The sequence below is a fragment of the Arthrobacter sp. SW1 genome (genome assembly GCF_001766675.1).
Taxonomy (GTDB): domain Bacteria; phylum Actinomycetota; class Actinomycetes; order Actinomycetales; family Micrococcaceae; genus Arthrobacter.
In genome coordinates this window covers 331694-357253 of sequence record NZ_MJLT01000023.1, presented here as the reverse complement: position 1 = coordinate 357253, position 25560 = coordinate 331694, and the positions used below count along the sequence as shown (strand labels likewise).

Below are 25560 nucleotides of genomic sequence, written 5' to 3'. Positions count from 1 at the left end.
TCGCCGGTGAAGGCAGCCAGGGTGGAGGCCTGGGTGGCCCAGGCCTTCGCCGCAATGCGCAGTTCCTCGGACGGTTCGGTGGTGATGGTGCCGGCGGCACCGTCCACGTACACCTCAACCCCGTCGCTGATTTCGTCCACGCCGGGGGCGGCGACGACGGCGGGCAGGCCCAGCGCGCGGGCCAGGATCGCGGTGTGCGACTGCGGTCCGCCGCCGGAGGTGATCAGGGCGATGACCTTGGCCGGGTCCAGGGTGGCGGTGTCCGCAGGGGCGAGGTCTTCGGCGGCCAGGATGAACGGCACGTCCGAGGACGGGATGCCGGGGGCCGGGAGCCCGCGCAGTTCGGCGACGATCCGGGCACGCACGTCCAGGACGTCCGCGACGCGTTCGGCCATGTAGCCGCCCAGGGCCTTCAGCGTTTCAGCCACCGTGGCGGCAGCTTCCCAGACCGCGCGCTCGGCGGTCCGGGCGCCGCCCGGGGCTTCCGGCGAAAGGAGCTTGACGGCGGACTTGATCAGCATGGGGTCGGCAGCCATCAACGCGGTGGCTTCCAACACCTCCTTGCCCTCGCCCGTGGCGGTCGCGGCGCGGGAACGTAGCTCGGCCTGTACGGCCTTCGCCGCGTCCTTCACCCGCTGCGCCTGCGACTCAACCGTCACATCCGCGGGGATGTTCACGTTCGCGTGCGGTTCCTGCACGGGCTTGGGCATCTGCCGCACCGGACCCAACACACGGCCCGGAGCGACACCAACACCTGAAAAAGTCTGCATGGACCGCGTTCGGGTGTCCGCTATCGGGACAGTTGCCAACGGATGGCCTGAGATTTCAAACAACATTCTGTCTTTCGTGAAGCTGGGGTGGTCGCGCCGGGCGGCCAAGGCGGGCAGAAGGCGTCAGGCCAAAGATTTCTCGGTGGCATTTGCCAGGACCTTGAGGGCATGTTCAACCGTGGCGGCCACAGCTTCGCGGGAAGGCTTGAAGTACTTCCGGGGGTCGACCACGGACGGGTTGGCCTCCAGGAAGCTGCGCGTGGCCCCGGTGTAAGCGATGTTCAGTGCAGTGCCGATGTTGATCTTGACCATGCCTTCCTGCGCGGCAAGAGTCAGCTCCTCGTCAGAGACGCCCGAAGATCCATGAAGGACCAGGGGCACATCGAGGGTGGACCGCAGAACCTTGATGAGCTCATGATCGAGGGCTGCATCCTTCGAGGTCATGGCGTGGGACGAACCGACCGCAACCGCCAGGGCAGCGACTCCCGTGGCGTCAACGAACTGCCGGGCCTCGTCCGGATCCGTGCGGACGCCAGGTGCGTGGGCGCCGTCCTTCCCACCGATCTCGCCGAGCTCCGCTTCGATCCAGATCCCGTGCTTCTGCCCCCACTCGACGGCTTCGCGGGTGTGCCGGACGTTCTCCTCGTAGGGGAACGTCGCGCCGTCGTACATGACGGAGCTGACCTCGAGCTCCGGTGCCAGATGCATCAGGGAGATGTCGGTGATGTGGTCCAGGTGCAAGGAGATGTCAGCGCTGGAGACCCGGGCAACGGCGGCGCTGGCAGCGGCAAGGGCGTAGGGAGAACCGTGGTATTTCACGGCGTTCTCACTGAGCTGCAGAATCACAGGCAGTCCCGCCCGCTCCGCGCCAAGGGCGATGCCTTCGGCGTGCTCAAGAGTGATGACGTTGAACGCAGCAATTGCATGGCCTGCGCGGCGGGCCTGCTCTACAAGTTCTCCGGTGGGGACGAGCGACATGGTGCCTCCTGGGGCTATAGGGGGTTGTGGTGATCCATCTCTCTTAAGATCTTGACACAAATCCAAGAAAGCGCAACTATATCCATGTAGATGCAAGCAAAAGTCCAATGAAACCGTAAGGCGGGATCGTGCACCCTGAGAAGCAAGGCCGGGACAGGCAAAGCCGCGGCGGCCTGCACTCCCTCGAGCGGAGGCGGGATATTGTTACGCGCCTCCGGCTTGACGGGCGGGTTGAAGTGACGGAGCTTGTCGAACGTTTTGCGACCAGCGCAGAGACGATCCGGAAGGACCTCATTGCCTTGGAAAGGCGCGGGTACTTGTTGCGCGTTCACGGCGGTGCAATTCCGGTCCAGGCCATGACCTTTGAACCTGCCATTGCCGCAAGGACAGAGAACGCCGAAGCCAAGATGAGGATTGCTGTGAAGGCTTTGGAAACCTTGCCGGCGGACGGGGCGATCCTGCTCGATGGTGGTTCGACAACACTGATGATGGCCGAACACTTGCCGGTGGACCTGCATTTGAAAGTCTTCACAAATTCCCTGCCGGTGGCGCAGGCATTGTTGGCGAAGCCCCTGGTTGAGTGCTTCACGTTAGGCGGAAGGGTCCGGCACAACACCAGCGCCGAGGTTGGGCCGGCAGCGTTGCGGACTCTCGGAGAGATCCACGTGGATGCCGCTTATGTGGGCACCAACGCGGTTTCGTTCTCAAGGGGACTCTGTACTCCGGACCCCGATGAAGCCGCGGTGAAGGCGGCGATGATCAGGTGCGCCACAACGACGGTCCTGCTGGTAGACCATTCCAAGTTTGGCCTGGACGCGCTGTGCGCCTACGCGGGCCTTGACGAAATTGATGTCCTCATCACGGATTCAGACCTGGCTGCGGGCCATCGTGAGGACCTTGAATCCCAATCATTCGAAGTGGAGTTAGCGTGATAGTTACGGTTACCCCCAGTCCCTCAATCGACTGGACAGTCAACGTGGATTCGTTTGAATTCGCTGCCGTGAACAAGGTTGCGTCCAAGACGCGGGAAGCCAGCGGCAAAGGAATCAATGTTTCGGTCGCCCTTCACCGGAACGGCATTGAAACCAAAGCCGTGTTCCCGGCTGGACTGGACACCGGAAGGTTCCTTGTTGAAGAACTCCAGGCACAGGGTGTTGAGATCGCGGCCGTTGAATCGGGCAAAGACGTCCGGACCAACATCACGCTGATCGTGCCGGGACACTCCGGAACGAAGATCAACGAAACCGGAGTCGAACTGTCCCCGGAAGTCCTTGAGCAGACGTTGGCTGGATGCCGTGCTGCCCTCGAGGGGGCGCTCCGCGTCCAGCGCAACGCGCCCGTCATGCTGGCGGTCTGTGGCAGCCTGCCACCCGGCACGCCCGAAGACTTCCACCGGAGCCTCATCCGGCTCGGCAAGGAACTGGGCGTTCCGGTCATCGTAGATGCTTCCGGCGATGTCCTGACCGCCGCCATCTCTGAACAGCCGGACCTGATCAAGCCAAACGTGCACGAACTCGCCCATGAAACCGGACGCACCATCCGCACTTTGGGCGACGTGGTTACCGCGGCCCAGGAGCTGAGGGCCAAAGGCGTCGGGGCCGTGCTGGCAAGCCTTGGCGGCGACGGCATGATGCTGATTGACGCCGAAGGGGCCCTGTACGGCCGGGCTCTAGGGGTAGAAGTGGTCAACACCGTCGGCGCCGGCGACGCTTCCCTTGCCGGATTCCTTGCAGGCCTTGCCACGGGAGGAACCCGCGAGGACTGTTTGCGAAGTGCTCTCCTTTACGCATCATCGGCCGTTGGACACGAAACGACCCTCTTCGAAGTCGACCCTGCAATCGCAGACAAAATCACCACCGGTTCCGACTTCGAGGACGAACGAACCCTCGCTGAACCCTCGCTCGGCATTCCCCCAACCCCAACCAAGAACCGCGCCGCTGCGGTCAATTCCTAAGGAAAGACAATGTCACCTATCCAGATCGTTGCAGCCACCGGCTGCCCGACCGGAATCGCGCATACCTTCATGGCCCAGGAGGCCTTGGAGCAGGCAGCTGAACGCCTCGGCGTGAGCATCAAAGTGGAAACCCACGGACAGGTCGGCATCGAAAATGCCCTGAGCGCCGCTGAGATCGCCGCCGCAGACGGTGTCATCATCGCAGCAGACAAGGACGTCAACGCGGCCCGGTTCAACGGCAAGCGCGTCGTCGACGTCGGCGTCAAGGCCGGGATCAGCCGGCCCGACGAACTGATCCAGGAAATCCTCTCCGGCACGGCTCCAATCCGGGGCGGAAACCCGGTGCCCGCTGCACCCGAGCCCGGCGAAAAAGCGGGCGAGGACGATCACGGCCTGTTCGGCGATATCTCCGTAAAGCCGGGCGGGAAATTCCAGGCACGGGACCTCTACAAGCACCTGATGAACGGCGTGTCCTACATGCTCCCGTTCGTCGTCGGTGGCGGCGTGCTCGTTGCCTTGTCCTTCCTGTGGGGCATTTACTCCGCGGACCCCAAGCACCCTGAACAGTACAACGAGTTCGCCGCGATGCTGATGGCCATCGGCGGAACCGCCATGAGCCTGATGGTGCCGGTTCTTTCAGCCTTCATCGCGGACTCAATCGGCAAGCGGCCCGCCCTGGTCGTCGGCCTCGTCACCGGCCTGCTGGCATCGAACGGAGGTACCGGCTTCCTCGGTGGCATCATTACCGGATTCCTCTCCGGCTACGGCATGCTGCTGCTGGCCAAACTGCTCGACCGGCTTCCGAAGGCACTGGGCGGCTTGAAGGCGATCTTCATTTTCCCTGTGCTGGGTGTCTTCATCTTCGGCTCCATTACCTACCTGATCGCCTCGCCGATGAAAGCCATCAACACCTCCCTGCAGGACTTCCTGTCCGGCTTCCAAGGCACGAACCCCATCCTCCTTGGCCTGATCATCGGCGTGATGTGTGCTTTCGACATGGGTGGACCGGTCAACAAAGCAGCGTACGTGACAGGTGTGGCCCTGCTGGGTAGCGGCAACTTCTACTTCATGGCGGCCGTTTCCGCAGCCTGCATCACCCCGCCCCTGGTAACCGGCTTCGCAGCGCTCTTCTTCAGGAAGGCCTTTGATGAAAAGACACGCGACGCCGCCTACGTCAACTTTGCCCTGGGTTCCACCCACATCACCGAAGGTGCCATTCCCTTCGCCGCCCGCAACCCGCTCTTGGTCATCCCGATTCTGATGCTGTCTTCATCGATCTCGGCGATCCTGACCTTCCTGCTGCAGGTGCAGGTCCCGGCACCGCACGGAGGCTTCCTGGTCCTGCCGGTCGTCACCAACGGACTCCAATGGGTAGCCGCCATCCTCGCAGGTTCTGTCATCGGCGGCCTGATCTATGGTTACGCCATGCAGCGCCGGGCCAACAAAACGCAGGCAACCCCTGTAGAAACCGAAAAGGAAGTCCTGGTATGAGCAACATTCTTGCCCCCGAAAACATCTCACTGAATGAGACTGCCGCCAGCCAGGCGGACGTATTCCAGCTGATCGCCGAAAAAGCCGGCGAACTTGGAATCACGGCAGATACCGGCGCCGTGGTTACCGGACTGGCCGAACGCGAAAAGCAGGGGACCACCGGGCTCATGGACGGAATCGCCATCCCGCATGCAAAGTCTGCATCGATTACCGATGCAGCGCTGGTAGTGGTCCGCCTGCGTGAAAGCGTTGAATGGGAAAGCCTGGACGGAAACCCGATCAGCATGGCGATCTCCCTGCTCATTCCCGAAGGGGAAGCGGGTACGACGCACCTTAAGCTGCTCTCCCAGGTGGCACGCACGCTCATCAAACCGGCAGTCCGTGCCCAACTCCTGGCCGCGGAAACTCCGGAAGCCGTGGTCGAGATCCTGGGCCAGCACGTGGTGACGGCTTAGCCAAAAACCGGCCCTACTGCGAAAAGGAGCCCTGCCAGGTGGCAGGGCTCCTTTTCTGCCTCCGTAACCTTCCACCCGCTTTTGCCCGTTTACGCCCGCTATGCCGGAAATGGCTGCCCGTTCCCGAAATCCATAGTGAGACAAGGACCACAACTGAGAGAATAGACCTACGAAACAGGCAGCTTCGGGCAGAAGCATTAACAGACGGGCACAACGATGTATCCAGTTGAAAGGCAGCGATGGATCATCGAAAACGCCCGCGCTGAGGGCCGGATCGAAGTCCCGGAGGTTGCCGCCCAACTGGGAGTCGCCGTCGAGACCGTGCGCCGGGACCTCAACCTCCTGGAGAAGCGGGGGCTGGTGCGGCGGGTACACGGCGGCGCCATCCCCGTCGAAAAACTTGGCTTCGAGAACCCCTTGGCCTCCAGGGGATCCGTGCACCCGGACGAAAAAGTCCGGATCGCACGCGCTGCCTTGGAATTCATCGACGGAGCCGAATCGATCTTCATCGACGAAGGGACCACCGCAGCTGCGTTCGCAGACGCGCTGGAACCCACCCGGCCGATGACGGTCGTGACCAGCTCCTTGCCCGTGGCTTGCCAGCTCGCTGCCAAGCCGTTGCTGAACGTTCTGATCCTCGGCGGCCGGGTACGCGGAAACACCCTGGGAGCCGTGGACCACTGGGCAACCGGCATGCTCCAGCGGCTCGTACTGGACCTCGCGGTGCTCGGCACCAACGGGGCAACGGGCAAACACGGGCTGACATGCCCGGACTCGTCCGTTGCCGCGGTCAAAGCGGCAGCAGTTGCTTCCAGCCGACGTTCAATTGTCCTCGCCGATCACACGAAGTTCGGTGTGGACTCCAGCATCAAGTTCGCGGACCTGCACGACTTGGACGCGATCGTGACATCGCGGGGCGTCCCCGACGGCCTGCTCCAACCGTTCCGGCGGCTCGGCGTCCACGTCGCCGCCGTCTAAGGACCTACGCAACACCCTGCACTAAGGGACCGTCAGCGACGGATCCCTGGCCACAGCATTGCCATTTCCCACTCAATATCGAAGGAAGTCCTTGTGAAAGTACAAAGTGGTATTCGCAAAATCGCCGTTCCCCTCGCGGCGTTCGCCGCTGCATCCCTGGCTCTCACCGCCTGCTCAGGAGCGGGCGGCGGCGATGCCGGCGGTGACGCCAAGAGCATCAACGTCCTGATGGTGAACAACCCGCAGATGCTGGACCTGCAGAAACTGACCGCGGACAACTTCACCAAGGAGACCGGAATCAAGGTCAACTTCACGGTGATGCCTGAAAACGATGTCCGCGCCAAGATCAGCCAGGAATTCTCCAGCCAGGCCGGGCAGTACGATGTCGCCTCGCTCTCGAACTACGAAATCCCGTTCTATTCCGCCAACAAGTGGTTGGCTCCGCTGGACGATACGGTTGCCAAAGACCCGGAGTTTGACCAGAAGGACATCCTTCCGGCCTACACCGCCTCGCTCACCGGCACCGACGGAAAGCTGTACGGCGAACCGTTCTACGGCGAATCCTCCCTGCTGATGTACCGCAAGGACGTCTTCGCGGCGAAAGGCCTCACCGTCCCGGAGAACCCCACGTGGGACCAGGTGGCAGACCTTGCAGCGAAGGCCGACGGCGCACAGCCCGGGATGAAGGGCATCTGCCTGCGCGGCCAGCCCGGCTGGGGCCAGGTCTTCGCCCCGCTGACCACGGTGGTGAACACCTACGGAGGCACCTGGTTCGACAAGGACTGGAACGCCAAGGTCAACGCTCCCGAGTTCAAGGCCGCCACCCAGTTCTACGTGGACCTGGTCCGCAAGCACGGGCAGGCCGGCGCGGCGCAGGCCGGCTTCACCGAATGCCTGAACAACATGGTCCAGAGCAAGGTGGCCATGTGGTACGACGCATCCTCTGCAGGTGGCTCCCTGGAAGCCGCGAATTCTCCCGTGAAGGGCAAGATCGGCTACGTCCAGGCCCCCGTCAAGGAAACCAAGCAGGCAGGATGGCTGTGGACCTGGTCCTGGGGCGTCCAGGCCGCTTCCAAGAAGCAGGACGCTGCAGGCAAGTTCATCGCCTGGGCCAGCTCCAAGAAGTACGAGCAGCTTGTAGCAGCGCAGCTTGGCTGGGCCAAGGTCCCCGCAGGCAAGCGCAGCTCGACCTACGACAACGCTGAGTTCCAGAAGTCGGCTCCGTTCGCCGCAGCGGAGAAGGACGCCATCCTGGCAGTGGATCCGAAGAACCCGGGCGTACAGCCCCGTCCCGCGGTGGGTGTCCAGTTTGTAGGCATCCCCGAATTCGCCGATCTCGGCACCACGGTCTCCCAGGGCATCAGCTCGGCCATTGCAGGCCAGACCAGCGTCGAAGAAGCCCTGAACAAGGGCCAGGAAGCCGCCGAGAAGGTCAGCCAGAAGTACAAGAAGTAGCACTTCAACAACCCGGTGCGGTGCCGGGCTCCCTCACGGAGATCCGGCACCGCACCACCCCAGGAGCCAATCATGTCCACCACAGCCACGCCGGTTGCCGGCCGCCGTCTCCGGCCGGCGAACCTGCTCAAACCCACCACCCGGGAACGGGCGGCCGATTGGGCCCGCCGCGCACCGCTGCTTCCGGCCCTCATCTTTGTCATCATCACCACCCAGATCCCGTTCGTCGTCACGATCGTGGTGTCCTTCATGGACTGGAACGCCCTCAAACCCACGGAAACGGGCTTCGCCGGGCTACAGAACTACGTCGAAGTCCTTAGCAACAGCGACTTCCGGCAGGCCATTTTTGTCACCATCATCCTGACGGTGTCCGTGGTGCTGGCCTGCCTCCTTCTCGGCCTTGGGCTGGCCCTGCTGCTGAACCAGAAGTTCTTCGGCCGCGGGCTCGCCCGGACCTTGTTGATCGCCCCGTTCCTGGTGGTGCCGGTGGCCGCGGCCCTGGTATGGAAGCATGCCATCCTGAACCCGACCTTCGGCTTGATCAATGGTGTGCTGACCTGGTTCGGCCAGCTTGTGGGCAATCCGAATCCGCCGCAACTGGACCTGCTGTCCACCCATCCGTTGCTGGCCGTCATCATGTCCTTGGTGTGGCAGTGGACCCCGTTCATGATGCTTATCCTTCTGGCCGGACTGCAGTCCCGCCCCGGAGACGTCATCGAAGCCGCCCAGATGGACGGTGCCACCGGGTGGCAGGTCTTCCAGCACATCACCCTGCCCCATCTGCGCCAATACCTGGAACTCGGCGGCCTCCTCGGAGCCATCTACATCGTGCAGAACTTCGATGCCGTCTTCACCCTCACCTCCGGTGGTCTTGGCACGGCGAACCTGCCGTACGCCGTCTACCAGACCTTCTACTTCGCCAATGAATACGGCACTGCCTCCGCCGCCGGCGTCATTGTCGTGATCGGCAGCATCGTCGTCGCCACCTTCGCCTTGCGGTCCGTTTTCACACTCTTCAAGAAGGAGGCCGCCCGATGAGCGCCACCGCAATCGCCAAGCCTCAGGCACAAGCCCGGCCAAACCGCCGTCGAAAGACCCGTCTGGACCCCACCCGCAACAACACAGCGGCCGGAGTCGCAGCCTGGCTCCTGGCACTCTTCTTCGCCCTCCCTGTGTTGTGGATGGTCCTCACCGCGTTCCACAGCGAACCGGACGCCGCCACCAACCCGCCATCGGTCTTTGCTCCGCTGACCTTGGAGTCCTTCAACCAGTTCTTCGGAGCCTCCTCCGGTGTGAACCCGTGGCCCCCGCTCATCAACTCGGCCATGGCCAGTGTCTTCTCCACCGTGCTGGTGCTCGTGCTTGCCATCCCCGCGGCCTACGCCCTTGCCATCAAACCGGTGAAGAAGTGGACCGACGTGCTGTTCTTCTTCCTCTCCACCAAGATGATGCCCGTGGTGGCCGCCGTCCTGCCCCTGTTCATCTTCGCCAAGAGCTCCGGAATGCTGGACAACATCTGGTTCCTGATCCTCATGTACACCTCCATGAACCTGCCCATCGCCGTGTGGATGATGCGCTCGTTCCTGGCTGAGGTGCCTGTGGAGATGCTCGAAGCCGCGCAGCTGGACGGAGCCAACCTGGTGATGGTTCTGCGGAAAGTCGTCGCCCCCGTGGCCATGCCGGGCATCGCCGCCACCAGCCTCATCTGCTTCATCTTCTCGTGGAACGAACTGCTCTTGGCCCGCGTCCTCACCGGCGTCAGGGCCGGGACAAGCCCGGTCTTCCTCACCGGCTTCGTCACCAGCCAGGGCCTGTTCCTGGCGCAGGTCTGTGCGGCCGCCGTCGTCATCTCCCTGCCGGTGTTGATCGCCGGCTTCGCCGCCCAGGACAAGCTGGTCCAGGGCCTCTCCCTGGGTGCAGTGAAATGAGTGCAGTGAAATGAGGGCAGCGAAGTGAAGGCCGCGCTCGTCACCACGCCCGGCACCCTGGAGGTCACGGAATTCCCTGATCCCACGCCCCGGGCCGGGGACCTCATCCTCAAAGTGGCCGCAGCCGGGATCTGCGGCACGGACCTGCACATCCTGCATGGCGGCTTCGCGAAAGCCCTGCCACTGGTTCCCGGCCACGAATTCGCCGGGGAGATCGTGGCCGTCGGCGCGGACGTCACCGGGTTCCGGGTAGGCGACCGCGTCACCGCTGACCCCAACATGCCGTGCCGGAGCTGCCCGTCATGCAGGGTCGGCCGTGGCAACCTCTGCGACGACTTCCAAGCCCTCGGGGTCAGCGAAGCCGGGGCGATGGCAGAGTATGTCCGGGTTCCGGCGGCACTGGCGGTGAAGCTTCCGGGCCACGTGGCCACCGAGGATGCCGCGCTCATCGAACCGCTCTCCTGCGCCATCCACGCCTTCGACGTCCTCAGGATGAACGTCGGGGCGCATGTGTTGATTTACGGGGCCGGCACCATGGGCCTCATGCTCCTGCAACTGGCCAAACAGGCAGGCGCCGCAAGCGTGCACCTGGTGGATGTGAACCCCGAGAGGCTCGCCACAGTATGGCTCCTGGGCGCCACGGGGGCCGCGGCCACCGCAGAGGAATTCGACCGCCCGCAGGGATGGGATGTGGTCATTGATGCCACAGGCAACCCGCGCGCCATCGCGGACGCCCTGAGCCGGGTGGCCAAAGGAGGCACCTACCTGCAATTCGGGGTACCCCCGGAGGACGCTCGCGTTGAGTTCGACCCCTTCCGTGTCTACAAGGAAGAGATCCGCATCCTCGGCTCCATGGCCGTGCTGCACAGCTTCGAGCGGGCCGCGGACCTCTTCGCCACCGGCCTCATCCTGCCGGACATCTTCATCAGCCACCGCTTCAGCCTGGAACAGGCACCAGAAGCCATGGCACTCTTCGCCTCCGGACAAGGACGAAAGGTCCTCATCCGTCCGGGCGCCTGAGCGTCCGCCAACCAACTACCATCTGACTCAGAACAGAGAAGGACATCCACCATGCCGCATCTGAACACCGTCCTCGTCGTCGGCGACAAATTCATTCCGACCGACAGCTACGCCCGCTACCTCGACACCACCGGCCTAGAGGCCCGCTACATCGACTGGAAAGGCGAAAAGGCCGAACAGCACGCCCTCCAGACGATCATGGAACACAAGGGTCCGAACTCCGTCGGCACCCCGGCGGAAATGCTGGAAAACATCGCCGACGCCGAGGCCATCGCCTTCCACTTCGCTCCCGTGACCAAAGAACTCCTGGATGCCGCGCCCAAGCTCAAGCTGATCTCTGTGGCCCGCACCGGGGTGGAGAACGTGGACGTCGAAGAAGCCACCCGGCGGGGCATCGGCGTGGTGCAGGCCCTGGGCCGCAACGCCGGCGCCGTCGCCGAGCTGCAGATCGGACTCATGCTCGCCGAAGCCCGCAACATCGCCCGCGCGGACGCATCCGTCAAGTCCGGAGGATGGCGCAAGGAATTCCCCGGCGCCCGCATTGAAATCCATGAGCGCACGGTCGGCATGGTCGGCTTCGGGTACGTCGGGCGCATCTTCAGCGAGCGGATTTCAGGCTTCCGGCCACGGCTGATCGCTTTCGACCCCTACGCGAGCGACGAGGCACTGGCCGCGTCCGGCGTCGAACGTGCCGAGACGCTGGATGACATCTTCCGCGAGAGCGACTTCGTCCTCGTCCAGGCGCGCCTCACTCCGGAGACCGAGCGCTTCATCGGCGCCGCCCAGTTCGCCCTCATGAAGCCAAGCGCCTACTTCATCAATGTCTCCCGCAGCCGCCTGGTGGACTACGACGCTCTCTACGAGGCCCTGTCCTCAGGGCGTATTTCCGGCGCCGGGCTGGACGTTTTCGACGCGGAACCCCTTGCTTCGGACGACCGGTTCCGTTCCCTGGACAACGTCACCATCACCACCCACTACGGCGGCGACACGGAGGACACGAACACCATGTCCGCCCGCCTGGTGGTGGACGCCATCAGCGAGTTCGCCGAGTCCGGCCGGGTGCCCCGCGCCCTCAACGCGCAGGAACTCGGATGGCGCTGACCCCCACTGCGGCCGGCGTCCGGTATTTCCTTGGCCTGGACGCCGGGCAGACCTTCACCAAGGCCGTCCTCTTCACGGAGGACGGCAGGCAGGTGGCCCGGGGTGCCGCATCCATCGCTACCGCTTCTCCGCGCGCGTCCTGGCAGGAGCGGGACATGCACGAGGTGTGGCGCGCCGCCGCGGCGGCCATCCGCGAATGCATCGTCTCTGCCGGCATAGTCGGCGCGCAGATCGCCGGCGTCGGGATCTGCGGACATAATGACGGCGCCTACCTGGTGGACGGCGACGGCGAGCCCACCCGGGCGGCCATCCTCGCCACCGATTCCCGCGCCGTCGTCGAAGCTGCCGAACTCGGAGAAGGCTCCCGGGGCAGCGCGGCTCTCGTGGAGACCGGCCAGGTGCCGGCCCCGTACAGTCCTTCGTCGCTGCTGGCGTGGCTGGAACGGCACGAGCCGGAGACCTTGGACAAGAGCCGCTGGTACCTGTTCTGCAAGGACTGGCTACGGCTCAAGCTGACAGGTGAGATTGCCACGGACCCTTCCGAGGCGAGTGCATCGTTCACCAACCTGCATGATCAGCAGTGGTCCGATGAAGCCCTGCGGATCTACGGTCTTGAGCCGCAGCGCCGGCTGCTTCCGCCGCTCGTGGCAAGTTCCGCCGTCGCGGGCTACGTAACCCGAGAAGCCGCAGGAGAGACCGGACTGGCACAGGGCACGCCGGTGGTGGCCGGGGCGCATGACGTAGACACGGCGGCCCTGGGCATCGGGGCAATCGGGGTTGGATCGCTCAGCCTCGTGATGGGCACCTTCAGCATCAACCAGGTGGTCTGGGACAGTCCGGTCGGTGATCCGCGCTGGCAGGCCCGCACCTTCCTGGAGCCGGGCCGTTGGCTGCATATGTCCACGTCTCCCAGCAGCGCGTCCAACTTCGAATGGGCCGTGCAGAACTGGGGCGGCGGAATGGATTACCCCGAGGTCATCGAAGGCGCGCGGATCCTGGACCCGGACGCCTACCGGGACGCACCACACTTCCTGCCGTATCTCTACGGGGCGCCGCTCGGTTATGGCGCCGGAGGGGCGCAGTTCACCGGGCTGCGCGGTAGCCACGACCGCAACGATGTGTTCCGGGCCGTGCTGGAGGGAGTAGTGCACCAGCACCGCTGGCACGTGGATGCGCTGAGGTCCGCGTTCGAATTCTCCGGTGCCGCCCGGCTGTGCGGCGGCGGGGCCAAGAGCGAGGCCTGGACGCAGCTCATGACCGATGTTCTTGAGATACCCATCGAGGTGACGGACTCCACCGAAGCCGGCGCCCGGGGCGCGGCCCTTCTCGCGGCGATCGGCGTGGGTGTGTACTCAGGGTTGGAGGAAGCCGCGGATGCGGCGGTCGATGTGGTCCGGAGGCATGAACCCCAGCATCATTGGGGCAGCGTGCTGGACGAGCGGTATGCCCGGTTCCTCGAGCTCATGCACTGACCGCCCGGACGTTCAGACAACCTCCACGGTGATGCCGGCATCCTTGAGCGACTTCAGGTCCTTGTTGGAAATCCCCGTGTCGGTAATCAGCACATCGATATCCGCCAGGGTCGCATGCTGGATGGTATTGACGACACCGATCTTGCTGTGGTCCGAGAGCAGGATCCGCCGCCTGGCGCTCTTGAGCATGGCCCGCTTGATGTGGGCTTCTGCGGCGTCCGGCGTGGTGAAGCCGCGGTCGATGCTGATCCCGTTGGTCCCGAGGAACGCGACGTCCGCGTTGATCTCGTCCAAGGCCCGCAGCGCCCACTCGTCCACCTCGGCGAGGGTGCGGCTCCGGAGCCGGCCGCCCAGGGTGAAGACCGTCAGCAGGGGCCGGTTCACGAGGGTGAGAGCGATGGGGAGGGTGTTGGTAAAGATGGTCAGTTCCCGGTCCCCGGGAAAGGTGTCAGCCAGCTTCTCCGTGGTGGAACCGGCGTCGATCAGCACGGATCCCTGGTGGGGGAGGTACTCCAAGGCCGCGCGCGCGATCCTTGATTTTTCGTTCGAGTATTCGGTGCGGGCTGATACTGCCGGTTCAAAGGAAGCGGTGTCGGCGGGGATCGCGCCGCCGTGGACGCGCTTGAGCTGGCCGTGCCGTTCAAGGTGGATCAGGTCCTTGCGGATGCTCTCGCCGCTCACCCCGAACATCGCGGCGAGCTCGGCGGAATCCACCCGCTGTTCCGCCCGCAGCTTCAATAGGATCTGCTGGTGCCGCTGGTCGGCGAAGGCCGCGCGTGCTACCGCATCTTCATCGGGTGCCGAGGCCATGGTTCCGCTCCTTTGTTCCGGACACACTGGTGCCGGGGACCACGGTCCCCGGCACCAGGAAGGTCCACGTTTAGCTGCACTTAGTCTTGTATAGCATGCCCTCGATTTCGGGGGTGGTGATGTTGTCCATCGTCACTGTGACCGTATCGGTCCCGACGTTCTTCTCCACGGTTCCGCCGGTCAGGGAAGCGACGACGTTCTTGACCGCCTGCACTCCGATCTCTGCGGGTTTTTGGGCGATCAGGGCTTGGACAGTGCCCTGCCGGAGCTGCTGCACCTGGACCGGGCCGGCGTCGAAGCCTACGATCTGGACCTTCCCTTGGGCGCCGGCGTTACGGAGGCCGGTGGCGGCGCCTTCGGCGGCGAACTGGTTGGTGGCGAAGATGCCCTTCAGGTCCGGGTGGGCGGCCAGGGTTGCGCTGACGATTGAGGCGGCCTTGGCGGGATCATTGTCATTGATCTGGGCGCCGACATACTGCACGTCCGGGTGCTTCTTGATTTGCTCTTCGAAACCCTTCTGCCGGGCATCGGAGGTTGATGCGCCTGCCTTGAAGGCAATGACCAGGACCTTCCCCTTGTCCCCGATGAGCTTGGCCAGAGCGTCCGCAGCCGCAGCGCCGCCGGCTTCATTGTCGGTGGACACCGAGGTGACGGCGAGGGAGTCGTTGGCGAGGGTGGTGTCAACAAGGCCGATGGTTACGCCGTCGGCTTTGGCCTGGGTCAGCGGTGAGACGAGGGCGTTGGCATCGGTGGGAGCGATGAGCATGGCTGCCGGCGCCTTCGCCACGGCTGCGTTGACGATCGGCGTCTGCAGGGATGGATCGAACTGCTGGGGTGCCTGCATGTCCACCTTCAGGCCGTGCTTTTCGGCCTCGGAGCGGACTCCGCATTCCATGCTGATGTAGAAGCTGTCTCCGGAAACGCCGGGAATGAAGGAGATGGTCTTGCCCTTCAGCCCGTCGGCGGAGGTGTTGCCGGGCTGCTGGCCACCGGCTGAGCATGCGGAGAGTGCGACGACGAGCGTGCCTGCGGCGATGAGTGCACGGTATTTCTTCATGGGTGCTTTCCTTTTGTTGATGGTGATGCGTCGGATATTGCGGTGGGGAGAAAAGTCATCGGTCCCTGTTGCGGCGGCGGAGCTGGTCGACGTACACGGCCCCGATCAGGACGGCGCCGACAGCCACCTGCTGCCAGAACGGCTGCAGGCCAAGGACGACGAAACCGTTCTGGAGGACGGCGGGGATGAAGACGCCGATGACGGTGCCGATCATGGTGCCAACGCCGCCGAACAGGCTGGTCCCGCCGATGACGACGGCGGCAATGGTCTGCAGGTTGTCCGTGGAGTGGCCGCCCAGGGTGGTGGTGGCGAAACGGGCGAGGCTGACGAAGCCGGCCAGACCGGAGAGTGTCCCGGCAATGGCATAGACCTTGATCAGGTGCCGGCTGGTGCTGACGCCGGAACGCCGAAGGGCCTCGGGGTTTGAGCCGGCGGCGTAGGTGTAGCGGCCGAACCTGGTGGTGGCCAGGACCAGCCCGCCAATGAGAGCCACGAGGGCGGCAACGACGACGAGCCACGGAACGCCGGCAATCCGGCCGGAACCGAAGTTCAACGTCAGATCCAGGGGGATCTCACGTTCGTCCACGCCGCCGGTGATCAGCAGGGCTGCCCCCAGTGACATGCCGAGCGTGCCCAGGGTGACGATGAGCGCTGGAATCCGGGCTTTTGCGACCAGAATGCCGTTGAGGATGCCCCAAAGGCAGCCGGAAACCAGGCCTGCCAGAAGGCCCAGGAGGATGGCTGCTGTGTCTCCGCCGAGTGCGGTCATTGTCTTGGCGGAAATGACTCCGGAGAAGACCAGGACGCCGTTGATCGACAGGTCGATTCCTGAGGTCAGGATGATGAAGGTGCTGCCTACCGCGAGGATCATGAGCACGGAAGCGTCGGCGGCAATGTTCCTGATATTGGGCGCTGTCGCGAAGCTGGCCGGCGCTGCGACCGCGAAGAACGCGATCAGCAGGACCAGGACAAGGAAGATGCGGGCTTCCGGGCGCTTGAGGAGGCTGCGGAGGAATGACCTTTGGGTGTCCGCGATGGCGGTGCGTTCTTTGAGGAGGTTCATGAGGTGTGTTCCTTGATGGTGCCGCCGGTCATTGCCGCGACAAGGGTTTCGACGGTGTTGTTCTTTGCCGGGAGCTGTGCCACCCGTTGACCAAGGCGGAGGACTTCGACGCGGTCGGCGATTTCCAGGACTTGCTGCATGTTGTGGCTGATAAGGACGACCGCGATGCCTTTGTCCCGGACGCGCTTGATCAGGTCCAGGACGCCCTGGGTCTGGACGACGCCGAGCGCCGCGGTAGGTTCATCCATGAAGATGACTCTCTTGGCCCACATGGCGGCGCGCACGACGGCTACGCTCTGGCGTTGTCCACCGGAAAGATCGGATACAGGTGCTGCGGGGTCTTTGATTTTTGCGCCAAGGTCCTTGATGGCAACCGTGCCTTGGCGGGCCATTTCCTTCTTGTCCAGGACTTTCAAGGCTCCAAGCAGGCCAGGCTTGTAGAGTTCCCGTCCGAGGAACAGGTTTGCGCAAGGATCCAGGTCCGGCGCCAGCGCGAGGTCCTGGTAGACGGTTTCGATGCCGTGCTCCCGGGCGCCTTGGGGGGACGCCAGATGGACGGGTTTGCCGTCGATGAGGATCTCTCCTTCGGTGGGCTGGTCTGCACCGGAGAGGATTTTGACGAGGGTGCTTTTGCCGGCGCCGTTGTCGCCGATCAGGGCAACGATTTCACCGGGGTAGACGGTGAAGTCCGCTCCCCGCAGCGCTTCGACGTGACCGAAGCGGCGGATGATTCCGCGGGCTTCCAAGAGGGGTGTAGCTTGCATGGTTTTCTCCGTTGAACGGGCGTGATGGGGTACTGCTTCGTACGTTGTGGTTTAGTTCCTGTGCCAGCCGGCCTTCGCGGCATTGGGCCAGAGCCCGGCCGCCATGCCTGCAAAGAGTGCCGCACCGCGGGCTCCGGCTTCCTCGACTCCTGGCTGGTGGAGTTTTCCGAAGCGCCTGCCCTTTGCGGCCAGGACTGTTTCGCTTCGTGCCCAGCCGCCTGTGACGATGAAGTTCCGATGTGCCCCCGACAGTGAGCTCATCGCGTGATGGATGGTTGCGAGTTGCTCGACCGTTTCGTCGACGGCGGCCCGCCACACATGCGGAGGGGTCACTCCGTCCTGGATTCCTGCCAGCGTCAGGATCGCGCCGTCGGAAATGGAAGCGGTCACCCTTCCGCTGTCGGCTACGGCCGCTGCCCGGTCCAACCCGGGGAACCCGGACCGGTCGACGCCGAGGGCAGCGAGGGTACGCTGCAGGACGAGTCCGCCTTGGGTTGCTCCAAGCAGGCACCAGCGGTCCTTCAGCGCGTGCCAGCCCACGGTCACGCCGGCCTCGGTGAGCTGCGTGACCAGGCCGCCATCTAAGCCGGGGTTGATGGTCCGGACAAGGGCATCGGCGGTTCCGCATGAATCCAGCTCGTCGCCTGCGCTGATTGCACCGGCGCCGACAGCCGCGGCCTGGTGGTCGTGGCCCGCGATGGTGATGGCTGCTCCTGCCATTGCGGAAAGACCGGACCCGGCACCCACCCTGCCGATCCGGGTGCCGGAGGTTACCAGTTCAGGCATCATTCCTGCGCTGGCGCCGGACCAGGCAAGTAGCTCTTCGGACCAATCGCGCCGTTCCAGGTCCAGCCAGCCAGTGCGGGATGCGAGGGATTGCTCCGTGGCTGGCGCGGCTCCTAGTTTGAACGCGATCCATTCCGCGATGTTCAAGCGGAGCCTTGCGGTGTGCGCACCCGCTTCGTTGTCCAGCAGCCAGCGGTGTTTGGTGAGGGACCACTGTTGGCCGAACGGCAGGCCGGTGAGCCGTGAGAAAGCTGATGGGCTGATTACCGACCCCAGCTTCTCCAGTTCTTCAGTGTCCCTGCGGTCGTGCCAGGCAATGGTCGGAGCAACAGGGCTCCGATTGCTGTCCAGCAGGACGCCGGCCTCTCCCATGCTGGCGATGCCGATGCCGAGGATCTCCTCGCCGGGACGTGCCTCGGCAATCTGTGCGACGGCGGCAACCGCGGCCTCGGCGAGGCGCACGGGATCAAGCTGCACTGTCTCTCCGGACACCTCCCACGGGGTGGCGGTCCGGCCGGTAGCCACTGCCTCACCGTCGGGGGTGAAAGCCACCGCCTTGCTGGTGGTAGTTCCGACGTCCAGGCCGATGAGCAAGCCATGGCTCATTGATATCCTCACTGACACTCAATGGTTGTAGTTGTCTGGATATGCTTGCATCCACTTGGTTTTGTGTCAACCATCACATAAGATTGAGAAGCCGGAGCGCGGAAAAGCCGGGAAAACTCCGAAGGTTTCCCTGCCGCGGCCCACGAGAAGTCCAATAAATTCCAATCCCGGATTTGCGTTTCAAGCGCACGAGCCGGCCGGAGTCAGGAGTCACCATGCCCGTTGCAACCCCAGAGATCTACTCGGAAATGATCGACCGTGCGAAGGCCGGCGGCTACGCTTTCCCGGCGGTGAACGTGACGTCGTCGCAGACCCTGAACGCTGCGATCCGCGGTTTCGCCGAGGCCGAGTCGGATGGCATCATCCAGGTGTCCACTGGTGGTGCTGCGTACTGGTCGGGCGCTTCGGTGAAGGACATGGTTGCCGGTTCGCTGGGTTTCGCCGCGTTCGCCCGTGAGGTTGCGAAGAACTACAACGTGAACATCGCCCTGCACACGGACCACTGCCCGAAGGACAAGCTGGACGGTTTCGTGCTGCCGCTGCTGGCTGCTTCCGAGGCTGAGGTGAAGGCCGGCCGCAACCCGCTGTTCAACTCGCACATGTGGGACGGCTCGCACGAGACCCTCACCGAGAACCTGCGCATCGCCCGCGAGCTGCTGGAGCGCACGGCTGCGGCGAAGATGATCCTCGAGGTCGAAATCGGCACGGTGGGCGGTGAAGAGGATGGTGTGGAGAACGAGATCAACGAGAAGCTCTACACCACCACCGAGGACGCCCTGGCTACCATCGAGGCCCTGGGCGCCGGCGAGAACGGCCGCTACATCACGGCCCTGACCTTCGGCAACGTGCACGGCGTGTACAAGCCGGGTGGCGTGAAGCTGCGTCCGGAGCTGCTGAAGCAGATCCAGTCCGAGGTTGGCGCCAAGATCGGCAAGGACAACCCGTTCGACCTCGTCTTCCACGGTGGTTCTGGCTCCACGGACCAGGAGATCGCGGACGCTGTGTCCTACGGTGTCATCAAGATGAACGTGGACACGGACACCCAGTACGCGTTCACCCGTCCGGTGGCCGGCCACATGTTCGCCAACTACGACGGCGTGCTGAAGATCGACGGCGAGATCGGCAACAAGAAGACCTACGATCCCCGCGTCTGGGGCGCTTCGGCAGAGGCCGGCATGGCCGCCCGCATCGTGGAGTCCGCCCGCCAGCTCGGTTCGGCAGGCAAGACCTTCTGATGGCAGGCACCGTGATGACCGAACAGAATCAGCCCGACCGCAACCTGGCCTTGGACCTTGTCAGGGTCACCGAAGCGGCCGCCATCGCCGCAGGCCAATGGGTGGGCCGCGGCGACAAAAACGGCGCAGACGGCGCTGCCGTTGATGCCATGAGGGCCTTCCTCTCCACCGTCCGATTCGATGGCACCGTCGTCATCGGTGAAGGAGAAAAGGATGAAGCCCCCATGCTCTTCAACGGCGAAAGCGTCGGCGATGGCTCCGGCCCCTCGTGCGACGTCGCCGTCGACCCCGTTGACGGGACCCGACTCACCGCCCTGGGTATGAACAATGCAATCGCCGTTCTCGCGGTCACCGAACGGGGCGCGATGTTCGACCCCTCGGCTGTCTTCTATATGGAAAAACTCGTCACAGGGCCCGACGCCGCGGACCTGGTTGACCTGCGGCTTCCGATCGCACAGAATCTCCACCTGATTGCTAAAGCCAAAGGAGTCAAGGTCAACCAGCTGACGGTAGCCGTCCTGGACCGGCCCCGCCATCAGAGTCTCATCGAAGAAATCCGGGCCGCAGGGGCAAGAACAAAGTTCATTCTTGACGGCGACGTGGCGGCGGCAATTGCGGCCTGTCGGCCAGGCACCGGTGTTGACGCCATGATGGGCACCGGCGGGACGCCCGAAGGCATCGTCGCCGCTTGCGCCATCAAGACGCTCGGCGGGACCATTCAAGGCAGGCTTGCACCGCAGAATGAGGAAGAGCAAGCAAAGGCCGCCGCTGCTGGTCACGATCCTGCGCGCATCCTCGGCACAGGTGATCTCGTTCGGAGTGACAACTGCTATTTCGCGGCCACAGGCATTACCGATGGTGACTTGCTCGGAGGCGTCCGGTACGGGAAGTCGACGATCACCACCGAATCAATCGTGATGCGTTCCCGCTCCGGCACGGTCCGCATCGTCGAAGGCGAACATCACCTCGCCAAATGGATGCAGTACGGTCCCCAATAGCCAAGCGCTCTGTACCAAGACAACGACCGTGCAATGCTGCTCCCTTATCGCTGTTCAGCTGTGAAAGGACCTGACATGGCCCATCCCACATCCCTGCAAAGTTCCGCTCGTAAGCTCCGCTTCGGACGCTTTCCTGTCACCGATGTGCATCCCGTCGTCGCGGGAGGAGATTTCCCTGCCAAAGCCTTGCCGGGTGAGGGAATAGCGGTATTGGCGACGGCGGCACGCGAGGGGCACGATTCCCTCGGAGCCTCGGCGGTGCTCTACGATCCCCTGGGTAAAGAAGTGCAGCGGATGAGGCTGGAGTCGCTGGGACCTGGTCTGGATCGTTGGGGCGGAATGCCGACGCCGGGGGAGCCGGGACGATGGAGCTTCACCATTGAGGCGTGGGACGACCCGTATGGAACGTGGCAACACAACGCCGAAATAGAAGTTTCTGCCGGGATCGATATCGAACCCATGCTCGCTGAAGGCGTTCATCTCTTCCGGAGAGCAGCCGAGGAGGGAGGCCGCACCGCATCTGAGAGGGATGAATTTCTTGCCGCGGCCAAAATTCTTGAAGACACCGGCCACCCGCCGCAGGAACGCCTCGCGGCCTGGCAAAGCGCGGGAATCCCCACCGCCATTGCCGGTCAACCAATCCGTTAACTCGTCACAGCAACGAGACACTACTTTCGAGAGCCAGCCCAAATTCTTGCCGATGCGAGCTGGAACTAAGGCGCAAGTCATCTAGTGTCTTGCGCCTGACCAAGAGGGTGGCAATAGCAGGTACCGGTGCGTACGTCGGAGTGCTGTTCATAGAGGAGGCATCAAATCTATTGCACCCCCAGTGCATGGCCAATACACCGGGGGATCGCAACTAGTTAGCAGACGGGTCCGTGAGGTCGATCCTGCGGTGGAGAAGGCTCGCGAACGCCAGGTACTCAAGCGCCTGCTGAGGATCTTCCTCCCTGAACAGCTCGTGCGCCTTCGGGTTGCGGATTCCGATCATTGCTCCCCGAAACAGTGCCATAAAGCCTTCACGTTCATCCTGACCGCTCCTGCCGTCCTCTGTCGCGACATCGATGACGGGAGACTTGGCATTGAAAGCTGTAGACATCAGCGTGGAGCCAGACTGATCAAGCCGCGACAGACGCCGTACACGGACCTCCAGGGACTTGAACGCCTCACTTACCGCAGATCCCATGTGTCCATCTGCAAAGAGGTCGCCAGCGGCCTTCTGGACGTCCGGATGGAGGTTTTCAAACGTGAGCCGGCGGACGGGTGCTACACGGCGTGCTGGAGCCTTGCCCCACTTCACCTGTGTGTGGTGCAGTGTGGATGATCCGAAATCGTTCACCTTGACTTCACTGGCTACGCGAACATCAGTCCCACCTCGGGGATCGGGAATCTCAACGTGGTCGCCTTCGTAGATAGGCGTCGTAACCTCAAAAAAGCCTGACTCACTTTGAATCATGGCTTCAACGGTCCTGCGCTCTTCATCTTCGGTGCCAGGCTTGCTGATGATTACTACCTGCTTGGTCCCATGGGAACGTCCCATAGTCCGCAAAAAGCTCACAATTTCTCCTTGTGATTGTTCTACTTGAGGTGGGACTGGGTACTATGAGAGCTACCCAGTCCCCATCGCCCTTGCGGCGACTGCGAACTGTAGCGTTGGCGCGCTGGCAGCCCGGGGTCCTGTGTATGTGGGTGCTCACCGTTCTTTGCATTGAACGTCTAGGTGGGCACCTACAGTTTTTTGCGCTTCCGCTTGCGTCTTGTCATTTCAGCTCATCACCTTCTCCCATCATGTAGTGTCAGTCCTCATCAATGTGTCGAGGACTGTAGACATATGTGTACTTGCCGGTGGCGTCAGTCCACCCGTATGTAACTGATCGCTTCACTGCGACAGTGATAGCTTCCTTGGGCTTCGCCCAGGTTGGGTCAATCCAGTGTCGCCGATCGAACTCGGCAATGATGTCGTCGACATGTAACGGACGTGCTGCTTCCTTTAGCAGAGCAGCGGCACGGTAGGACGTGTTCGTCTTGTTGGGCTGCCTGCGAAGACCTATCGCCGGGGGCAGGTCCGGGATCTCCCCCAGAGCGTCGATACCCCTTTGCCAATTCGGCTTAGGCGGGGACGCTACTGCAACGGGGGTAGTACCAACTAGATCCGTCTGCCAGTTCTTGCTTTTGTCCTCTTCAGACGGCGTCGGCGTAACAGGCAGGCTTGATTGGGAATTCAACGCCGCTGTGTAACCACCCTCTTGCATCTTCCTGGCAACTGCGATGGTGGCGGTCAGTTTGGCCGTCTCTGCCTCAAGCTCGTCAATGCGCTTGCGATATAGAGCAACCTGGTTGCGCACTTGGCTCAACATTGACTCTGTCTCACGCTGTACTTCATCCCACTTGATCACTCCGTCCTCCTGTCCGTTCAGAGATCAGTTTCAACTTTCGCGTTGCTAACAGGCTACACGACACGACTACACGAACAACACGAACTGTAGTCTGCGTGTCGGAGGAAGGGCGTCCCAGTTCCGCTTGCCCTAGCGGTTGAGCCCAGTTCAGGACTCCTCGTTGTCAGTCGCTGTCGAGTTTGTGTTCAGAATTATCCACAGAAGCGCCCGGCAGAGATTTGCTTGACGGTGCCCATAGGGCTGTTCGCGCAACTATCCACACACAAGTTGGGACTGTTAGTGCCTTGTGGTATCGGCAAGGTCGGCGGCGACACGGCGGCGCGGAATGACACCAGTTGACAGCAGTGGATGCATAAGCGTGGCTCACTGCGTCAGGGCGGGGCCGCGAACCACTCCGGCTTGGAGCATGAGGTGAGCGGGAACGCGTTTCTGCAGAGCGCAGTTGGTGTCTGCCCTGGGTATTTCGATCTTGGCGGACAACGGCATTGCTGCTTGGCCGAGACAGAAATCTGAATCCTCAGCGTCACTCCGGCGCGTACCTGATATGGCGAACGGAAAGTGGCTATTGAGTACGACGGTTTCTATTGGCACTCACCAGCCAGCAAGGTAGAAGTCGACCGTCGCAAGTCCATGGACCTGCTGGCCGCAGGCCATGCGGTCGTGCGGCTCCGAGAAGATGACCTGTCCAGTCTCGGCATCGGGCATGGGTAGTGCTTCGAGATCGAGGTGTTCTCCAAAGTACCGCGGCCCGCGCATACAGTGACGCGAGTCTTCGCGTGGCTCAAAGGAGCTTCTGGCTAGAAAGCAGCCAGAGAAGAGGCCATGGCCATGGTGTTGCTGTTGTGGATCAATGGTTACAGTGCGCTCTTCGGCGAGTGTCTGACCAGATTTATGAACTCAATCGTTCTCGCAACCGAGCGGAACCTCGGTGGGCGGCGCAACGATTGCTTGGTGTTCTCGACCTCCGCCCATAAGGAGGAACCCATCCTTGGCGTTACCGGAATAATCTGATCATTTCGTGCCGTACCGGGCCTGGATCCTTCTGACGCCCGAATGGCTGACTGCTACTTGCTGGCGGTGTTCTTCTCGGCCTCGCAGGGTCTGCCGGAACAGGAGGACCCTGTGTAGGAACTGCGACTTGCTGCACGCTGGTACCAAACCAGCGTGGTACTGGTTTGGTACCATGGCCCTATGGCTATGAATCTGCGTGTCCCGGAAGACCTTGATCGCCGGCTTGAGCAGCTTGCAGCTGAAGAGCATACGTCCAAGTCTGCGCTTCTGCTGCAGGGGGCTGAGTTGGTCTTGCAGCGGCATGCCCGCCGCCGGGAAATCAGTGAAGGGTTGGACTTTGTGATGAGCCATGACGCTGAATTGCTTACTCGGCTTGAGGACGCGTGACTGCGTACCTTGATATTGAGGATGCTCTGCAGGTTGTTGACCGATATGGCTTTCACATCCGGGATGTAGGGCTGCTTGCTTCGGCGCTGGCCAGACCTGCCACAACGGTCATGGGTGCTGAGGCCTATCCCGAGTTAGCGGGTAAGGCGGCCGCGTTGATGGAGTCGGTGGCGCGTTTTCATCCGCTCATCGATGGTAATAAGCGGACTGCTTGGACGCTGATGGTGTTGCTGTTGTGGGTCAATGGTTACTGTCATGACTTCACGACTGATGAGGGTTTCGAGCTTGTCGTGGGAGTCGCTGCTGGCAACATCGACCTGAGGGATTCCGCCATTATGATTTCAAGCCATCTGGTGCCCCGCTAGATCTCTGTGAAGGCCGCGGAACTACGGGTACCTGGCTCGGAGCCGCCGCCAGGTGCAATGCCCTGGTCATGCAGCTGTCCGCCGCTCGGACTATGAACGTTTGAAGGAGGTGGAGTCGCTTTGAAGACGCCGCAGACCATGTGTGTCGCTGCTCCTGGGCAGGAGTCCCGGGGCCGGCTTGCGCATGACGAGGTGCAACTGCGCTTGGACTCCGCCTGCCGGAATTTCCTCGTGGGGACAAAGAATTGCCGCACCTATCTATGCAGGGTGCGGCGGCTGGCCTGTGGTCTTTGGAGCGGTGAAAAAGGGGTGTGGACACTGTCCACACATTTGGCTTCGGACTGGGCCGTACATCGGCCGGATTGGGCCGTACTCGGCATGTTTTCAAGAGTTACCAATGTTTCCGGGGCTTGGAACCCGGTTCGAGTCCCACCTCGGGCACGTGTTTTCCCAGGTCAGGGGCCGGTTGGCCGCTGAGTG

General features: G+C 62.9%; 25 protein-coding genes. 16 read left to right on the top strand and 9 right to left on the bottom strand.

Features of this window, described 5'->3' with window-relative positions:
• Window positions 1-770: PEP-utilizing enzyme (locus BIU82_RS11685; protein WP_253182756.1), on the bottom strand; the 770-nt coding region annotated here is incomplete at its 3' end.
• Between the two features lie 123 nt (window positions 771-893).
• Window positions 894-1748 (bottom strand): class II fructose-bisphosphate aldolase, encoded by an 855-nt coding sequence (locus BIU82_RS11680; protein ID WP_070349632.1) that lies wholly within the window; start codon window positions 1746-1748, stop codon window positions 894-896.
• A 128-nt stretch (window positions 1749-1876) separates the two neighbouring features.
• Between BIU82_RS11680 and BIU82_RS11675 the strand changes: the two genes are divergently transcribed.
• From BIU82_RS11675 to BIU82_RS11625, 11 genes are all read left to right on the top strand, one after another.
• Window positions 1877-2680: a DeoR/GlpR family DNA-binding transcription regulator gene (locus tag BIU82_RS11675; protein WP_253182755.1), complete on the top strand. Its 804-nt coding sequence runs from the start codon at window positions 1877-1879 to the stop codon at window positions 2678-2680.
• Window positions 2677-3702, top strand: a complete 1026-nt coding sequence (locus BIU82_RS11670) for a 1-phosphofructokinase family hexose kinase (protein ID WP_070349631.1) — start codon at window positions 2677-2679, stop codon at window positions 3700-3702. The genes BIU82_RS11675 and BIU82_RS11670 overlap by 4 nt, the downstream gene beginning before the upstream one ends.
• A 9-nt stretch (window positions 3703-3711) precedes the next feature.
• The gene (locus tag BIU82_RS11665; protein ID WP_070349630.1) at window positions 3712-5193 is read left to right on the top strand and encodes a PTS fructose transporter subunit IIBC; all 1482 of its coding nucleotides are present in this window, start codon (window positions 3712-3714) and stop codon (window positions 5191-5193) included.
• On the top strand, window positions 5190-5648 hold the full coding sequence (locus tag BIU82_RS11660) for a PTS sugar transporter subunit IIA (RefSeq protein WP_070349629.1): 459 nt from the start codon (window positions 5190-5192) through the stop codon (window positions 5646-5648). The genes BIU82_RS11665 and BIU82_RS11660 overlap by 4 nt, the downstream gene beginning before the upstream one ends.
• 216 nt (window positions 5649-5864) lie before the next feature.
• Window positions 5865-6626 (top strand): DeoR/GlpR family DNA-binding transcription regulator, encoded by a 762-nt coding sequence (locus tag BIU82_RS11655; protein WP_070349628.1) that lies wholly within the window; start codon window positions 5865-5867, stop codon window positions 6624-6626.
• Window positions 6627-6719: 93 nt separating this feature from the next.
• A complete protein-coding gene (locus BIU82_RS11650; protein ID WP_070349627.1) occupies window positions 6720-8081 on the top strand; it encodes a sugar ABC transporter substrate-binding protein in 1362 nt (453 codons plus the stop codon).
• A 72-nt stretch (window positions 8082-8153) separates the two neighbouring features.
• The gene (locus tag BIU82_RS11645) at window positions 8154-9119 is read left to right on the top strand and encodes a sugar ABC transporter permease (RefSeq protein ID WP_070349626.1); all 966 of its coding nucleotides are present in this window, start codon (window positions 8154-8156) and stop codon (window positions 9117-9119) included.
• A complete protein-coding gene (locus tag BIU82_RS11640; protein ID WP_070349625.1) occupies window positions 9116-10009 on the top strand; it encodes a carbohydrate ABC transporter permease in 894 nt (297 codons plus the stop codon). The genes BIU82_RS11645 and BIU82_RS11640 overlap by 4 nt, the downstream gene beginning before the upstream one ends.
• 24 nt (window positions 10010-10033) lie before the next feature.
• On the top strand, window positions 10034-11029 hold the full coding sequence (locus BIU82_RS11635; RefSeq protein ID WP_070349624.1) for a zinc-dependent alcohol dehydrogenase family protein: 996 nt from the start codon (window positions 10034-10036) through the stop codon (window positions 11027-11029).
• A gap of 51 nt (window positions 11030-11080) precedes the next feature.
• Window positions 11081-12130: a 2-hydroxyacid dehydrogenase gene (locus BIU82_RS11630; RefSeq protein WP_070349623.1), complete on the top strand. Its 1050-nt coding sequence runs from the start codon at window positions 11081-11083 to the stop codon at window positions 12128-12130.
• Window positions 12121-13602 (top strand): FGGY-family carbohydrate kinase, encoded by a 1482-nt coding sequence (locus BIU82_RS11625; RefSeq protein ID WP_070349622.1) that lies wholly within the window; start codon window positions 12121-12123, stop codon window positions 13600-13602. Before BIU82_RS11630 ends, BIU82_RS11625 begins: the two co-directional genes overlap by 10 nt.
• 12 nt (window positions 13603-13614) lie before the next feature.
• Here the strand turns inward: BIU82_RS11625 and BIU82_RS11620 are convergent, their stop codons facing one another.
• The 5 genes from BIU82_RS11620 to BIU82_RS11600 all read right to left on the bottom strand — a co-directional run bounded on the left by BIU82_RS11620 (window position 13615) and on the right by BIU82_RS11600 (window position 18688).
• Window positions 13615-14412: a DeoR/GlpR family DNA-binding transcription regulator gene (locus BIU82_RS11620; RefSeq protein WP_070349621.1), complete on the bottom strand. Its 798-nt coding sequence runs from the start codon at window positions 14410-14412 to the stop codon at window positions 13615-13617.
• Window positions 14413-14482: 70 nt separating this feature from the next.
• The gene (locus tag BIU82_RS11615; protein ID WP_070349620.1) at window positions 14483-15469 is read right to left on the bottom strand and encodes an ABC transporter substrate-binding protein; all 987 of its coding nucleotides are present in this window, start codon (window positions 15467-15469) and stop codon (window positions 14483-14485) included.
• Window positions 15470-15524: 55 nt separating this feature from the next.
• Complete coding sequence (locus BIU82_RS11610) at window positions 15525-16532, bottom strand: ABC transporter permease (protein WP_070349619.1); 1008 nt, start codon at window positions 16530-16532, stop codon at window positions 15525-15527.
• On the bottom strand, window positions 16529-17296 hold the full coding sequence (locus BIU82_RS11605) for an ATP-binding cassette domain-containing protein (RefSeq protein ID WP_070349618.1): 768 nt from the start codon (window positions 17294-17296) through the stop codon (window positions 16529-16531). The genes BIU82_RS11610 and BIU82_RS11605 overlap by 4 nt, the downstream gene beginning before the upstream one ends.
• Before the next feature lie 51 nt (window positions 17297-17347).
• Complete coding sequence (locus tag BIU82_RS11600; protein ID WP_083292294.1) at window positions 17348-18688, bottom strand: FGGY family carbohydrate kinase; 1341 nt, start codon at window positions 18686-18688, stop codon at window positions 17348-17350.
• Window positions 18689-18903: 215 nt separating this feature from the next.
• On the opposite strand from BIU82_RS11600, the gene fbaA reads away from it, so the two are divergent.
• The 3 genes from fbaA (at window position 18904) to BIU82_RS11585 (ending at window position 21569) form a co-directional block, all read left to right on the top strand.
• Complete coding sequence (fbaA, locus tag BIU82_RS11595; RefSeq protein WP_070349616.1) at window positions 18904-19923, top strand: class II fructose-bisphosphate aldolase; 1020 nt, start codon at window positions 18904-18906, stop codon at window positions 19921-19923.
• Window positions 19924-19937: 14 nt separating this feature from the next.
• The gene (gene glpX / locus BIU82_RS11590; RefSeq protein WP_253182753.1) at window positions 19938-20921 is read left to right on the top strand and encodes a class II fructose-bisphosphatase; all 984 of its coding nucleotides are present in this window, start codon (window positions 19938-19940) and stop codon (window positions 20919-20921) included.
• 75 nt (window positions 20922-20996) lie between these two features.
• Window positions 20997-21569 (top strand): maltotransferase domain-containing protein, encoded by a 573-nt coding sequence (locus BIU82_RS11585; RefSeq protein ID WP_074466433.1) that lies wholly within the window; start codon window positions 20997-20999, stop codon window positions 21567-21569.
• 211 nt (window positions 21570-21780) lie between these two features.
• Here the strand turns inward: BIU82_RS11585 and BIU82_RS11580 are convergent, their stop codons facing one another.
• Complete coding sequence (locus tag BIU82_RS11580; protein ID WP_070349613.1) at window positions 21781-22479, bottom strand: TIGR02391 family protein; 699 nt, start codon at window positions 22477-22479, stop codon at window positions 21781-21783.
• 238 nt (window positions 22480-22717) lie between these two features.
• On the bottom strand, window positions 22718-23317 hold the full coding sequence (locus BIU82_RS11575) for a hypothetical protein (protein ID WP_070349612.1): 600 nt from the start codon (window positions 23315-23317) through the stop codon (window positions 22718-22720).
• Window positions 23318-24508: 1191 nt separating this feature from the next.
• On the opposite strand from BIU82_RS11575, the gene BIU82_RS19330 reads away from it, so the two are divergent.
• Window positions 24509-24715, top strand: a complete 207-nt coding sequence (locus BIU82_RS19330) for a ribbon-helix-helix protein, CopG family (RefSeq protein WP_253182752.1) — start codon at window positions 24509-24511, stop codon at window positions 24713-24715.
• Window positions 24712-25080 (top strand): type II toxin-antitoxin system death-on-curing family toxin, encoded by a 369-nt coding sequence (locus BIU82_RS11560; protein ID WP_070349609.1) that lies wholly within the window; start codon window positions 24712-24714, stop codon window positions 25078-25080. Before BIU82_RS19330 ends, BIU82_RS11560 begins: the two co-directional genes overlap by 4 nt.
• The last annotated feature ends 480 nt before the right edge of the window (window positions 25081-25560 follow it).